General features: G+C 34.9%; 11 protein-coding genes. 1 reads left to right on the top strand and 10 read right to left on the bottom strand.

Features of this window, described 5'->3' with window-relative positions:
* Nucleotides 1-105: 105 nt before the first annotated feature.
* The 8 genes from BLP44_RS11580 to nirB all read right to left on the bottom strand — a co-directional run bounded on the left by BLP44_RS11580 (nt 106) and on the right by nirB (nt 10218).
* Entirely contained in the window at nt 106-471 is a 366-nt protein-coding gene (locus tag BLP44_RS11580) for a hypothetical protein (RefSeq protein ID WP_008468735.1), read from the bottom strand.
* 138 nt (nt 472-609) lie between these two features.
* A complete protein-coding gene (locus BLP44_RS11575) occupies nt 610-1869 on the bottom strand; it encodes an alginate export family protein (protein WP_091133101.1) in 1260 nt (419 codons plus the stop codon).
* Between the two features lie 91 nt (nt 1870-1960).
* Nucleotides 1961-3445 (bottom strand): MFS transporter, encoded by a 1485-nt coding sequence (locus BLP44_RS11570; RefSeq protein WP_091133098.1) that lies wholly within the window; start codon nt 3443-3445, stop codon nt 1961-1963.
* Between the two features lie 97 nt (nt 3446-3542).
* Nucleotides 3543-4202, bottom strand: a complete 660-nt coding sequence (locus BLP44_RS11565) for a response regulator transcription factor (protein WP_008468741.1) — start codon at nt 4200-4202, stop codon at nt 3543-3545.
* Between the two features lie 360 nt (nt 4203-4562).
* Nucleotides 4563-6374 (bottom strand): PAS domain-containing sensor histidine kinase, encoded by a 1812-nt coding sequence (locus BLP44_RS11560; RefSeq protein WP_091133095.1) that lies wholly within the window; start codon nt 6372-6374, stop codon nt 4563-4565.
* A gap of 7 nt (nt 6375-6381) precedes the next feature.
* Nucleotides 6382-6966: a DUF4202 domain-containing protein gene (locus BLP44_RS11555; protein ID WP_091133091.1), complete on the bottom strand. Its 585-nt coding sequence runs from the start codon at nt 6964-6966 to the stop codon at nt 6382-6384.
* Between the two features lie 137 nt (nt 6967-7103).
* On the bottom strand, nt 7104-7481 hold the full coding sequence (nirD, locus tag BLP44_RS11550) for a nitrite reductase small subunit NirD (protein ID WP_008468748.1): 378 nt from the start codon (nt 7479-7481) through the stop codon (nt 7104-7106).
* Nucleotides 7482-7704: 223 nt separating this feature from the next.
* Nucleotides 7705-10218 carry a nitrite reductase large subunit NirB gene (gene nirB, locus BLP44_RS11545; RefSeq protein WP_091133087.1) on the bottom strand — a complete coding sequence of 838 codons (2514 nt, stop codon included), beginning with the start codon at nt 10216-10218 and terminating at the stop codon, nt 7705-7707.
* Nucleotides 10219-10486: 268 nt separating this feature from the next.
* Between nirB and BLP44_RS11540 the strand changes: the two genes are divergently transcribed.
* The gene (locus BLP44_RS11540; RefSeq protein ID WP_091133083.1) at nt 10487-11260 is read left to right on the top strand and encodes an META domain-containing protein; all 774 of its coding nucleotides are present in this window, start codon (nt 10487-10489) and stop codon (nt 11258-11260) included.
* Nucleotides 11261-11389: 129 nt separating this feature from the next.
* Here the strand turns inward: BLP44_RS11540 and BLP44_RS11535 are convergent, their stop codons facing one another.
* Both BLP44_RS11535 and BLP44_RS11530 read right to left on the bottom strand, forming a co-directional pair.
* On the bottom strand, nt 11390-12676 hold the full coding sequence (locus BLP44_RS11535; RefSeq protein WP_066034059.1) for a DUF2130 domain-containing protein: 1287 nt from the start codon (nt 12674-12676) through the stop codon (nt 11390-11392).
* 333 nt (nt 12677-13009) lie between these two features.
* Nucleotides 13010-13891 carry a LysR family transcriptional regulator gene (locus BLP44_RS11530; protein WP_091133080.1) on the bottom strand — a complete coding sequence of 294 codons (882 nt, stop codon included), beginning with the start codon at nt 13889-13891 and terminating at the stop codon, nt 13010-13012.
* Nucleotides 13892-13932: the final 41 nt, after the last annotated feature.

Raw genomic sequence — 13932 nt, 5'->3', positions numbered from 1 at the left:
AAATATACCCAATTTATGTATAATATGTTTTTATATAATATCAAAAAAATACCCTTCTTCTAAAAACAGAAAAAGGGCAGTTTATATATTTATATTTCTTTAATCTTAGCCAACAAATTTTGTTTCACCACTATTTACGTCAATTTCTGCAAAATTATGTTTTCCAATCACGATAAGCAGTTTGTTCGAGTTATAACCAACATATCTAATTTCAGGTTCGCCTTTTTTAGGTTTTCCGCAGATCGAAATTACATTAGTTTGCCATTTCAGTTTTTTTCTTTTGTAGGCAGAAACGGTCTGTAGATCATTTTCAACATAATAAACCATGTTGTTTTTTTTGATTCCTCTTTTTTGCGTTTTGGCAAAATTAATTTCTGAGTTTTTCGAAATTAAGGCATCATCGTATTTTTGGGCAATACCTGTTTGCGTGACAATAAAAGTTAGCAATGACAATTTTAGAAATGGCTTCATTAGGATAGAATTGGGGGTTCATAATCACTTCAAATATAATTAATTAAACATATAATCCGCATTATTTTTGAAATAAAAAAATACCCTTTTCCAGAAATAGGAAAAGGGTAAAAAATATGAGTTAAATTTTAAGAAAAATTATTTTTTCCAGCTAAAAATTCTAGGATTAACAGAAATCATTAACCAAGCCCAATTGTTGGTATGATTTGCATCTCCATTTTTGATAAATTCCATTGTTTTTGAACCAAACATTTGAGAATAACCGCCTGTTACCGTGATGTCTTTTTTGAAATTATATCCAAAACTTGCATCAATCTCAGTTCCTAAATAGGAATCTAGTTTTTCATTTGCAGGCGTTACAACATCAGCTGCTGCTAAAAACACATGTGGTATAAGAGCAAATTGCCATTTGTTTATATTGTAATTCAATTTTATAAAAGCATCTTGCAAACCAACATTGTTTAAGTGATTTCCAACATAAAAATAATCCATGTAACCGTTAAATCCGTGATTGGTTCCAAAAATCGGGTTAAAAGATTTAATTACGGTACTTCCGTCATTTGAAGCTTTTCCAGATAAAAATTCATATCCTAAACCAGCTTTAAATGATTCTGTAATGTTGTAATTAAAATTTGCAGCGGCATTCCAAGCGCTTACTTGCAGATCAGTACTTTTTCCAGTTTGTCCGTATACCCAAAAGTTACTGTCTATTTTGCTTGTTTTGTAAGTTAGATAAGGTCCAAAAGTCTGTTTATAATCAACTAAAAGTTTTGCATCTGCGTTTGCATATTCGTAACCAGTGTTAAGCAATAAAAAACTTAAACCTAAATCAGTGCTAAATTGATTGTGATACCAAGCGTATTGCATCGCTTTATAATTGGCAACTGTATAAGGAGTTTGAACTACATTTTCAGCAGTTGAATTATAGGCTCCTCCAAAATCTAACTTTTGCTTTTCTGTCTGATAGGTAATGGTAAGCGCATCGTGGCTTTGAGCCTGTTGAGCCCAGTCCATTTCGCCCAAAATACGCTGATTGTCATAAGAAAGAACTTGACGCCCCATTCTGGCACTCCATTTTTCAGTAAAATTATATTGTGCCCAAGCTTCAAAAACAGCTACGCCATTTTTATCGGCAACGGTTGCAGTAGGAACATCACCCCATGTTCTGGTATTTTGAAAAGTTAATTTTACAATTAAATCATCTTGTTTGAAATTAATGTTTAAACGCGAACGTTGAGATATTTGAGAAGTTCCTTTTTGTCCTTCTGGCAGCAAAGTCTTGTAACCGTTGCGATACTCAAAACGTGGCCTAATTTGAAGATTTACGTCTAATTCTTGTGCCTGTAAGGCAGCGGTAGATACTAGAAGTAACAGGAAAATAATTCTGATTTGTTTCATGGGTGATATTTTTTTCAGGCGTAAATTTATAAGAAAAAGCCATGTTTTACTAAGACTCCGATCATATTTCTAATTTTTTTTTAATCTAAGTCTAATATGCAGGTTCTAATTTTGCCTTGCTTATTTTAATTCGTTTTTCCTTAGATAGCTGTGTTATAGTGTAATGCATCCAAACGAGACAGGCAGTTGAAAAGATTAGAATAAAAATCCATGAACTTGACCAGATTCCGGTTGCAGTAAGTAAATATCCGAAGATTATCGGACCGAAGAAACCTCCCAAACCGCCAATCATTCCGACCATTCCGCCCACAACGCCAACTTCATTTGGGAAATATTCTGGAATGTGTTTGTAAACCGCTGCTTTTCCGATTCCCCACGAAATCCCAATAAGAATTACCAAAAATAGGAATACCCACATATTGGCATCAAATTTAATAACCGTAACTCCTTTGGCTATCAGTTCTTTTTTTGCTACACTTTGGTTGTGAGCTACTACAACATCTTGCCAGCTAGTAGAAGTTGGGAAAATAGCATTTTCATTCATGTTGGCAGTTTTTTGTGCAATAGGATATTCTTTATCGCCAATTTTTACGGTTTTATCGCTGATTTCATTTACGACACCTTTTTTAGTAGCTAATATTCCTGGTCCTGAAGTAGTAATTTCCATTTTTGGAATTGATAATAAAGCACTTAAGATTACTGATGAACCCAAGACCCAATACATTACTTTTCTTGCTCCAAATTTATCAGACAAATAACCTCCAAAAGCTCTAATTACTCCAGATGGTAAACTGAACATGGTTGCGAACAAACCGCCCATTACTAAGCTCGTTTGGTAAACGTTCATAAAATTTGGCAATAACCATTGAGAATAGGCTACAAAACATCCGAAAACCAAGAAGTAATATGCTCCAAAACGCCAAACTCTTTGTGATTTTAGTGGCAAAAGCATTTGCGAAACACTTTTGCCGCTACTTTCTATTTTTTTGTTTTGAGCGAAAATTAAAAAGGCAACACCGATTACGACCAATGAAACAGCATATATGACAGGAAGAATTTTCCATCCGTTTTGTGGATCATTGATTGAAAAATGATTTAATAGAGAAGGAGCTAAAAACGTTGTAATTGCGGCACCGGCATTTCCCATTCCGAAGATTCCTAAAGCGCGGCCTTGCCATTCTTTTGGATACCAGATTGATGTATAGCCAATTCCGACTGCAAAACTTGTTCCGACCATTCCGAATAAAAAGCTAAGTAAGGCAAACATGGTGAAACTGTCAGCGTAGGGAAGGAGAAACAGCGGAATCGAACAAAGCAGTAATAACAGTGAAAAAACATATTTTCCGCCAAATTTATCAGTTAAAATTCCGATAGGAAGACGCATGATAGATCCAGTTAAGATTGGAATACCTAAAAGCCATCCAACCTGAACAACACTCCAGTGGAAAATTCCGTTATCAACCAAAAAGGTTACTAAAACACCATTTAATGTCCAGCAGGCAAAACACACTGTAAATGCCAATGTGTTCAAAAATAAAATTTTGTGTGATTGCGATAGTGAGTTTGTATTTTTCATAGCACTTATATTTTTAAGTAAAAATAAGTACTATAACTTAGTTAAAACCTGCCAAAACGCAGTTTTTGATAAATAATTACGTATTTATACGTATTTTTTAAATTAAAGAATACTCGGCAGCTTTATTAGAAAGTTCCATTAGGTTTTTTACTTTCAGCTTTTTCATTAAGTTGAAGCGATGAACTTCGGCAGTTCTTTTACTAATTTCAAGAGCTTCAGCTATTTCTTTGTTTCCTTTACCTGATAAAAGAAGCGTCAAGATTTCTTTTTCTCTTTTGGTAATCATCATTTCTTCGCCTAAATTTTGTTTAGGTTCTAGTGATGCAGATGAATTTGTCAATTGGCTAATTAATATAGAAGAAATGTCTCCGCTAAAATATTTTCCTCCTGCAGCAACACTGTGCAGAGCTTTTAGGAATTCTTCTTTGCTTGAACCTTTTAATAAATAACCATCAGCTCCCGCTTTTATCGATTTCAATACGTATTCTTCAGACTCGTGCATTGAAAGCATAATGATTTTTACACTGTTTTTTTCGTTTCTAAGTTTTTCTACTACCTCTATGCCCGTTAAGTTTGGCATACGAATATCTACTATAAGTAAATCAGGATTTGTTGCTGTAACAACTTCAAGCGCATCTGCGCCATCAATTGCTTCGCCTACAACCTCGATGTTTGCTTCGTTTTCAAGCAAAGATTTGATTCCGTCTCTAACAAAAACATGGTCATCTGCTAATACTACACGAATGATATTGCTCATAGTTTACTTAATTTTGATTCTCTATTTTTACGTATATTCATCTAAAAAGAAGACGCTAATATACGTACTTTTTTGATTTAAAATTCCATTTTTTTGAAATTCCAAACTCCAATATTAAAAAATCATTAAAAAAAACAGTATCAATGGCAATTGCAAAAATCAATTTCAATATCTAAATGTAAATTTAACTAATTAGTATTGTCAGGTTGAGTGGAGTCGAAGCTCGCGCAAAGAAACTCCACAATCTAAATCGCCAATCTTTGTAGAGTTACTTATGTGGGCTTCGACTCCGCTCAGCCTGACAATTGTATATTTAGACATTCGAATTGAATTATCTAATCTTCTAATTGGCACATTATCTCATTTAAGAATAGGAATATTAAAAGTAATCCTGGTTCCTTCGCCTGGAATGGAGTTCATGAAAACGCGACCGTTAATGTATTGGATTCTTTCTTTCATGAATAAAAGGCCCATTCCGGATTCGCTGTTACGTTTTTTTTCGACTGAATTGACATCAAAACCTTTTCCGTTATCATCTACGATGATACTTAAAAGTGTTTCGCTGTGTGAAAGCTGCACAATAATATGAGTCGATTCGGCATATTTAATGGCGTTGTTGATGGCTTCCTGAGTAAGCCTGTAAATATTGATTTCAATTAACGAATCCAAACGCTGGTCGAAATCGGTTTTATTGTAAAAAAGGATTTCTTTTCCCGTAAGTTTTGAAAGTTCCTGTGTTAGTTTTGCTAAAGAAGAAACGATTCCGTGATCGCTTAATTCTGGGGGCATTAAGTTGAAAGTGGCCGTGCGGACACCTTTTATAATATCCAAAGAAAGTTTCTTTAAATACTCAATTTTTTGTTCTGATTTTTCTCTGTCATCTAAATTAATGCTTTCTAAACTGAATTTTAAACCCGTCAGCATCTGGCCGATTCCGTCGTGAATTTCTTTGGCAATTCGGTTTTGTTCGTTTTCCTGATTTTCAACAATTTTGCTCGAAATAATCTTTTGTTGATTGATTTTTTCAGTCGTGTTTTCAAGGTTTAAGCGTTCGACTTCACGTTGTGCTTTTTTGCGTTCGGTGATATTGAAACAGACAATCAAAAGTTCCAGTTCGTCTTTTTTGATCATTACGGGAACCATTGATAAATCGAGCCAAATTTCTTTTTCTTCTTTGGTCAAAATTTTCATTTCGCCCTGCCAGCCACTGCGCTGTTTTTCGAAAATCAGGCGGTCAAAATTAACCTGTTCTTTTTCGTCAGCAGTAAGGACTTCAGAGAATTTTTTGTTGGATGAAAATTTAGTGTAATTGAGAAGTTTAGCGAATTTTTCTCCAATATGAATGATGGAACCGTCTGGAGAAATTCGGCAATAAAGCAACGTGTTCTCCATTGCGTAATTGAGCGATTTTAATTCTTTTACAGAGTTTTCTTTGATTTCGCTCAGAATTTCGGTGTCGTATGCTAGTTTTAAAGCTTTCTTTTCGGAAGATAAAAGACGTGTAATTAATCTTTCTATTTTCTTATTGGTTGGTTTGAAAATAAAAAAGAATTCTAAAACCAGAATCAAAAGTGTAAAACCAAAAATCCAATATTCTATTCGGCGTTGTTCGGTTACTTTTTCGTGCGCTTCAAGATCGTATTGCGTTACAATCTGGTTCATTTTTGAAAGGAAAATGCCTTCGTTTTCTAAAATCGTCTGAACCAATTTTTGATTTCCAGATGCCGATTTTTTCTGCTGTAAATTCAATAAAAAGGCGTCCGTGGTTTTTGAAATTTTATTGAAAATTGGGTTGATTTCTAGATATAGCTTATTTAGCGTTTCTGATTTTTCTTTTGGAAAAGCTAAGCTGTCATTCCCGTTTTCTAATGCGTTTTGGTTTCTTTTCCAAAGCTCTAAAACCTCTTTTAAATGCGAAGTTTTTTTGGCTGTAGCCGAATCAGAAACGTAATGTAGAATCAGAACTTCTTTTACGATTTTCTGGCTCAGCATTCTTTGCTTGCCGGAAAAATTAATGATTTTAGAATCGCTTAGTTGCTGATTCAGATTGTATTGTACTAAGAACTGACTGATAATTATAGTTAAGGCAATAGTAAGAAGTGCAAAAAAATACAGACGTCGTAAATTTTTGAAAGTGATTTTTTCTGCAGCTTCCTGATTGCTTTTCTTCATATTCTTTTTACAATCCCAAAGAAGCTTTTATTAGGTTTAAGTTTTCCTCAGAATAATTGATTTTTAAGGCTTCTTGATGTCCTTTGTCCGACATTTTATCCCAAGTTTTTTTGATGATGTTTTTCAGCTTTTCTTCATTATGTTTATGAACGAAAGGTTCTAAGTAATATTCTAAAAAGACTAGGCAAATTACATCTTCCAATAATTGAGTTTCGGCATCCTTTTTTAACAGTTTTTTCTCAATTAAGAATGAAACACGATCGATAAAAGCTTGATCGTAACCTGCTTTTGCCAGAATTTCGGCCGTAGTTTTAGAGTGGAATTTTTTCAATTCTTCTCTCCATTTCAAATAACCCACACGATCCATTGGGTACGATTCGCGAGCGACTTTCCATCGGCAGATATGCTGTGCTTTTGAAGCAATCTGAATTTCTTCTGAGGCATTTGGTTCAAACTGCATCAGTCTTTCGTACATCCTGTTCGAATACAGTAATTCTTTTGGATATTCTTTATTTTGGTCTAACTCGATGTTCGGATCTTGTGCATTTTCGGCATCAATCCATTCGCTTGCTTTTTGAAAAGGTGTAGTCATTTTTTTGGTTAAGTAATAGATTTCAAAGATACGGAATTAGTGGAAAAGTCGAAAGTTAAAAGTGAGATGAAAGAAGCAAGAAGCAAGATTTGAAAAACTTGGATAGTCTTGCTTCTTGCTTCTTGGCTCTTAAAAGTCTAATCTACGAACCCAACAAAAACTTCATCTTCAACAATTTTAATCGGGTAAGTTGCAATGCTATATTCTTCGCCATTTAAGTTCGAGCCATCTACTAAAGAAAATGTTTTTTTATGCATCGGGCAGGCGATTTTCGGAATATCGTCGGCAGAGCCTGTCATTCCTCTTGAAAGCACCATTTCCATTTTATGTGGACAGGCGTTTTGGCAAGCGTACCATTCATTCCTGCGTGTGAAATTGAAAATCGCAATTTGTTTGTTTTTGTATTTGATACATCCGCCTCGGTTGGTTGGAAAATCTTCTACTTTACCTGCTTTGAACCAAATTGTTGCATCGCTCGCATGAACTGTTTCGTATTGATTTAAGATTTCTTCCATTTTGATTGAGTTTTGATTTCCTGTTTCTTAGCCCTCTTTTTACAATCAAGAGAGATTTGATGGCGCAGTAAAAAAGAGGGTAAGAAGGACAGCAAACGTTTAATGATTTTTTTCTTTTTTTTTGGAGCTTGGCGTTTTGCCACTAAGGCGCAAAGGCGCTAAGTTTTTTTAAGTTTTTGTAATTTGACTTTGTGTCTTTGTGTCTTTGTGGCAAGATATTTTTTTAAGTCCAGGCTTTTGGCATTTTTTGATCTCTTAGAGGAACAAAAACAGCATTGTCGTCTTTTTCGTCTGAGTTGATAAAGTGATTGAAACGTTTTAATAATCTTGGTTTTTCTAGCACTTGTTTCCATTCGCATTCGAAAGTGTTGACTAAAGTTTGCATTTCGGCTTCAAGCGTTTCGCAGATTCCTAAACTGTCTTCGATGATTACTTGTTTCAAATAATCTAAACCACCGTCTAGTTTTTCTAGCCAAGTTGAAGTTCGAATCAGCGGACCTGCTGTTCTGATGTAATACATTAAGAAACGATCCATGTATTTGATTACGGTTTCCTTGTCTATTTTTTCTGCCAATAAAACAGCGTGTTTTGGATTTGCACCACCGTTTCCGCAGATGTATAAATTCCATCCGCCTTCAACAGCGATTAATCCGAAATCTTTTCCGCGGGCTTCGGCACATTCGCGAATGCAAGCCGAAACACCTCCTTTTAATTTATGCGGAGAACGGATTCCTTTGTATCTGTTTTCTAGCTCGATGGCAAATCCGGCGCTGTCGTCCATTCCGTAACGGCACCAAGCATTTCCAACACAGCTTTTTACGGCACGAAGGGATTTTCCGTAAGCATGACCGCTTTCAAAACCATTATCGATTAATATTTTCCAGATTTTTGGCAAGTCACTTAAATGCGCTCCGAACAAATCAACTCTTTGTGCTCCAGTGATTTTAGTGTACAAATCGAATTGTTTTGCCACTTCGCCAATTACAATTAATTTCTCTGCAGTAATTTCGCCTCCTGCAACTCTTGGAACAACCGAATAGGTTCCGTTTCGTTGGATATTGGCCAAAAATCTATCATTGGTATCTTGAGTTGTTATGTGTTTGTTGGCCGTATCATTGTAAATACTTGAGAAAATAGAAGCAACAACAGGTTTGCAGACTTCACATCCGTCTCCTTTTCCGTGATGATCCAAAACGTCGTAGAAATTATCGTATTTGTTGATTTTTACCAAATCGAATAATTCCTGGCGCGTATAGCTGAAATGTTCGCATATCACTTCTTTGACTTCTTTTCCTAAAGATTTTTGTGTTGCTTTTACTAAATCAGAAACCATTGGTTTACAGCCACCACAGCCCGAAGTCGCTTTGGTTGCTTTTACAACATCTGAAAGTGAAGCACAGCTTTCGTCTAAAATTTTACAGCAGATAGCGCCTTTGGTAACATTTTCGCAAGAACAGATTACCGCTGTGTCTGGCAAATCGATTACACTTCCTAAAGAAGAACCTTCAGAACCATCACGAGAACCTAAAATCAAATCTTCTGGGTTTTTCGGCAGTGCCATTTCATTAATATAAATCTGGAAAAGCGAACCATAATCGCTAGAATCTCCGACTAAAATTCCACCCAAAAGTTTTTTCGAATCTTTGGTAACGTTGATTCTTTTATAAACACCACTCAATTTATTCTCATAAATAATAGCAGTAACGTCATTGTTTTCAATAAAAGGATCACCAAAACTCGCCACTTCTACACCAATCAATTTCAATTGTGTTGACATATCGATGGTTTCTTTCATGGTTTTATCACCATTTAAGATTTGCTCTGCAGCAACATCCGCCATTTCGTAACCTGGAGCAACCAATCCGTAAATGTTTTGGTTGTAAAGTGCAGCTTCACCAATAGCAAAAATGCAAGGATCTGATGTTCGCATTTGATTGTTTACCACAATTCCGCCTCGTACACCAACTTCAAGTCCTGAAACTCTTGCCAGTTCATCACGAGGTTTGATTCCTGCAGAAATCACAAGCATATCGACTTTTAATAATTCGTCGTTTGCAAACATCATTCCTGTTATACTTTCCTTTCCGTCAATATATTGCGTTGCTTTGTTAAGATGAATTCCAATATTTAATTCTTCAATTTTTGATTGAAGCATATCACTCGCGCCTTGATCCAATTGTCTCGGCATCAAACGAGGTGCAAATTCCACCACATGCGGATTCAATCCTAAATCTCTAACGGCTTTTGCAGCTTCGAGGCCTAATAAACCGCCTCCTAAAACAGCCGCTTCTTTCGCGCCTTTTTGTTTTATTTTTTTAGCGTAAGCCATAATTGCATCCAGATCTTCTATTGTTCTGTAAACAAAAACACCTTCTTTTTCGACACCTTCAATTGGCGGAACAAAAGCAGAAGAACCAGTTGCTAAAACTAAGTAGTCGTACGTATGTGTTTTGCCTAAATGTGTATGTATAGTTTTTGAATCACGATTAATATCTGTAATAAGTTCAGATGTGTTTAGAATAATATTGTTTTCTGCGTACCATTCGGTCGTAGATAATGATAGATCATCTGCCGTTTTTCCTCCAAAGTATTCACTTAGGTGAACACGATCATAGGCGCGTCTTGGCTCTTCTCCAAATACTGTGATTTGATACTTTTCTTGTCCTGATTTTGCAACAAACTTTTCGCAAAATTTATAACCAACCATGCCGTTTCCAACTACTATTACTCTAATCATGATTTCTTTAATTAAGTATTATTACGCAAATATAAGTATTTATACTTATAAAAATACGTAAATAATTTATTTTTTAGCGAGAGAGTGTATTTTGGAACTACGTATTTTGACGTAATCTTTTGCATAGCCTAGGCTTTGAATGATTTTGGAGTTATTCGATTTTTTAAAATTTGAAAGGATTCTAAATAAGCGTTTCAAAAAAATGTCGTAAATTCATAAGAATTTTACATTTGTTTTACGAAGAAGAACATTTTTAAACTAAAATCCCATGAAAAAAGTACTTTCAATATTGTTTTTAACAGTTTTAATGATAAGCTGTAAAACGACTGCAAATAAAGAATCTGCCACAACATCTTCAGTAAGCTCAACAGAAGAAGATCTAAAATATTATTTTAAAGGAACAGGAAATGAGCCGTTTTGGGGAATCAAAATAGGAAATGAGGAAATCGTTTTTACGTCGTTAATACCAGGAAAAGAGAAAATTACTTTTCCTGCTGTTGATGCGATTCGAGCAATGGATGCTAATGTGAAAATGTATAAAGTAAATAATGAAACGACTTCTGCGACTATAACAATTCAGCAATTAGATTGTCAAGATTCAATGTCTGGTGCGATTTCGCCTTACAGCGTAAAAGTTGAAATTAGAAATAATTCAGAATTAGAAACGAAGAAACTTAGCGGATGCGGAAAATATCTTACCGATTATCGTCTTCACGATATTTGGGTTTTGGAAGAATTAAACGGTTACAAAGTTTTTGCAACTGATTTTCAAAAGGAATTTCCGAGAATCGAGATTAATTCGGCTGAAAATAAATTTATGGGATATGGCGGTTGCAATTCAATAACCGGACAAATCTTTTTCGAAAAAGATCTTTTGCGTTTTACCAAAGTGATTTCAACTTTAATGGCTTGTCCGCAAGGAAATAAAGAAGGAGAATTTACTAAAGCCTTGCAGAGTACGAATACTTATTCGATTGGGAATAATCAATTGATCTTGTCAAATCCTTCGGGGAAATTGGCTGTTTTTAAGAAAGTCGATTGATTTTTTATTTCTCCCGCAGATTTTACAGATTAAGCAGAATAAATCTATTTAATCTGTAAAATCTGTGGCAGTAAAAATATCTGCTCAATCTGCAAAATCTGCGAGAGCTTACATTTTTATAAATCGAAATTATTCAAACAATTCCTTAGGTTCTTCATCTTCTTGTTCTTCTTCAATAAAATCCAGTTCTAAAGCTTTCACGCTCTGAACCGCATTTCCGGCAATACCGCGAATAGAACCGTACATGCCTAATGTATTATGAACCACTTTTTCGATCTGTTTTTCGCGCTGTTTCCAGATTCTTTGCATCGCTCTTTTTTCTGATTCCAGATCGTTTTGCATTTGTGTGAAACCTTCTACAATACCTTCAATCTGCAGACGGAATTCGTTGCTGGTCAAGAAATCATACAACATCGACATTTTATCACCTTTGTTTTCCTGCGCTTGAACGGCTTGATTGATTTGAATTAAAGACTGACGCAAAACCGCACTTAAACCTTTAAATTCTTCATACGTACAAATCCAAATTCCGTCACGCATGCCCATTCTTTCCATTCCAGAAGGCATTACTTCAGTTACTAAAACTCCAATATTGGCTCTTTTGGTTCTAATATCGTTTTTGAATTTTTCAATCCAAGAAGGCTGAAATGCTTTTGTTCTCTTGCTTTCGTAATAAATAGAACCGCAGTTTTGATGCTCGCGTGTATTTACAATTTGAAGACAGTCGGCACCATTGGCACCTTTTTTAACTTCATCAATACTGTCGAGAGGGAAATTATTGGCCAGCCATTCTTCAATCGCTAATTCCATTACTTCACCTTGCAACTGCATAGAACCTTGTTCCTGCTTGCGTTTCATTTCTTCGGTCAGCTTTTTTTGTTCCTCAAGCTGTTTTTGAAGTTCTTTGAATTTCAGCTCGTTTTTATCGTCTTCCTGTTTTCTGATTTTTTCACGTTCCAAAGCCAATTGCGCGTTCAATTGTTTTTCGGCTTCGGCCTGAATTGCTTCTTTCATTTCCAGTTTTTCGCGCTGTAATTTGGCGATTTCACCTTCCATTTTATTTAATTCCCTGATTTTTTCTGATTTTTCAGAGAGTTCTTTTTCCATTAAAAGCAAACGATCTTTATTTTCTTCTTCGAGTTTGGCTTTCAGCTTTTCAGAAATTTCTTTTTCAGCTGTTTTTTTCTCGCGTTCCAAACGTTCTGCAAAAAGTTCGTTTTCCTGTTTTTTCTTCGCTTCAAATTCGGCTTTAGCTTTTTCCAATTGTTCGTTTTTAAGCTCTAATTCACGGTTTTGAATATTGGCTTTTTGCTGGAATTCTTTACGAATGCTATCTTCCAATTGATGTTTTAAGACATCATTTACGTCGATAGGTGTTCCGCAGTTTGGACACTGAATTGAAGATTGCTCGGCCATTTTTATTGAAATTTTTATTGTAGAATTATAATTTGCTAAGGTATTTAAAACTTCTGTTTTTCTTATGCGGATTTCTGTACTAAATTGTAACGAATTTTTGTTATGGCCGCAAAGGCGCTAGGACGCTAAGTTTTTTTGCCACTCCCGATAGCTATCAGGATAAAAGGATTAAAAGGATTTTCTCTCATTTTTTGTCATCCTGACGAAGGAAGGATCACACACGTAACTCGACAAAGATTGGCGATTCTGTTTGCGGAATTTCTTGTGTGATCCTTTCTTCGTCAGGATGACAAACTGTACGCTTATTTCTACTTAAAAAAAAAACTTTGTGTCCTAGCGTCTTTGTGGCAATAAAAAGGCAACAGCAGATTGTGTAATCTCAGAATCATCTTCTTTTGAAATTATAATAGAAACATTTGTAAAAAGATTTACTTTCTTCAATTCAATAAAACCAATTTCAGGATCTTGATTGTTTTTAGCAATATTTGAAGGCACAATCGAAATTCCCAATCCGTTTTTGACTAATTGCACGATGGAATTGATGTTGTTGGCTTCGTGAATAATCTTCGGCGTAAAGCCATAAAAAGCGCAAAGTTCCAGTAAAACTTCATGATAATGCGGTGCGTAATCTTTATTGAAGAAAACAAAAGTTTCGTCTTTCAGTTTTACAATCTCATTTTCTGATTTTATCTGAACGGATTTTTTATTGTAAACTAATGAAAATCCATCTTTAAACCATAAATGTGATTTTATTTTTGGAGAATGAATTGGCGATCGTATAATTCCCATTTCGATTTTTCCTTGTTCTAAAGCATCAATTTGTTTGGTTGTTGAAATTTCAAAAAGCTTGAAATTGACATACGGAAACTTCGCTTTCAGGTATTTGATTAAATCTGAAATAACTGCTGAATAAATAGAACTGATATAAGCGATTCTGAACTCTCCAGAAACGTTTTCTGCTATTTTTTTTGTTTTAGTAGAAATGTGTTCCAAATTCTGGAAAAGAGCTTTAACTTCTTTTTCAAAATATTTTCCAGCTTCGGTCAATTCTACCTTTTTATTGTTCCGAATGAAAAGTTTTGCCTGCAGTTCTTCTTCTAGTTCACCTATTTGTCGGCTTAACGGTGGTTGCGAAATAAAAAGTTTTTCTGAGGCTTTGGTAAAGTTCAGTTCTTCGGCTACAGCCAAAAAATATTTTAAGTGACGTAATTCCATGATACTTTAAAAGTATTGTTGATTGATAAAAATAGTATTTT

The organism is Flavobacterium anhuiense (genome assembly GCF_900101855.1).
In the GTDB taxonomy this organism is placed as follows: Bacteria; Bacteroidota; Bacteroidia; order Flavobacteriales; family Flavobacteriaceae; genus Flavobacterium; species Flavobacterium anhuiense.
Note: the sequence above shows the minus strand (reverse complement) of the source record. Positions and strands in the feature narration are given on the sequence as shown.

Bases quoted from the DNA above. Each gene is read 5' to 3' on its own strand.
- BLP44_RS11580 (WP_008468735.1), bottom strand. From the start codon at position 471: ATGAAGCCATTTCTAAAATTGTCATTGCTAACTTTTATTGTCACGCAA.
- BLP44_RS11575 (WP_091133101.1), bottom strand. From the start codon at position 1,869: ATGAAACAAATCAGAATTATTTTCCTGTTACTTCTAGTATCTACCGCT.
- BLP44_RS11570 (WP_091133098.1), bottom strand. From the start codon at position 3,445: ATGAAAAATACAAACTCACTATCGCAATCACACAAAATTTTATTTTTG.
- BLP44_RS11565 (WP_008468741.1), bottom strand. From the start codon at position 4,202: ATGAGCAATATCATTCGTGTAGTATTAGCAGATGACCATGTTTTTGTT.
- BLP44_RS11560 (WP_091133095.1), bottom strand. From the start codon at position 6,374: ATGAAGAAAAGCAATCAGGAAGCTGCAGAAAAAATCACTTTCAAAAAT.
- BLP44_RS11555 (WP_091133091.1), bottom strand. From the start codon at position 6,966: ATGACTACACCTTTTCAAAAAGCAAGCGAATGGATTGATGCCGAAAAT.
- nirD (WP_008468748.1), bottom strand. From the start codon at position 7,481: ATGGAAGAAATCTTAAATCAATACGAAACAGTTCATGCGAGCGATGCA.
- nirB (WP_091133087.1), bottom strand. From the start codon at position 10,218: ATGATTAGAGTAATAGTAGTTGGAAACGGCATGGTTGGTTATAAATTT.
- BLP44_RS11540 (WP_091133083.1), top strand. From the start codon at position 10,487: ATGAAAAAAGTACTTTCAATATTGTTTTTAACAGTTTTAATGATAAGC.
- BLP44_RS11535 (WP_066034059.1), bottom strand. From the start codon at position 12,676: ATGGCCGAGCAATCTTCAATTCAGTGTCCAAACTGCGGAACACCTATC.
- BLP44_RS11530 (WP_091133080.1), bottom strand. From the start codon at position 13,891: ATGGAATTACGTCACTTAAAATATTTTTTGGCTGTAGCCGAAGAACTG.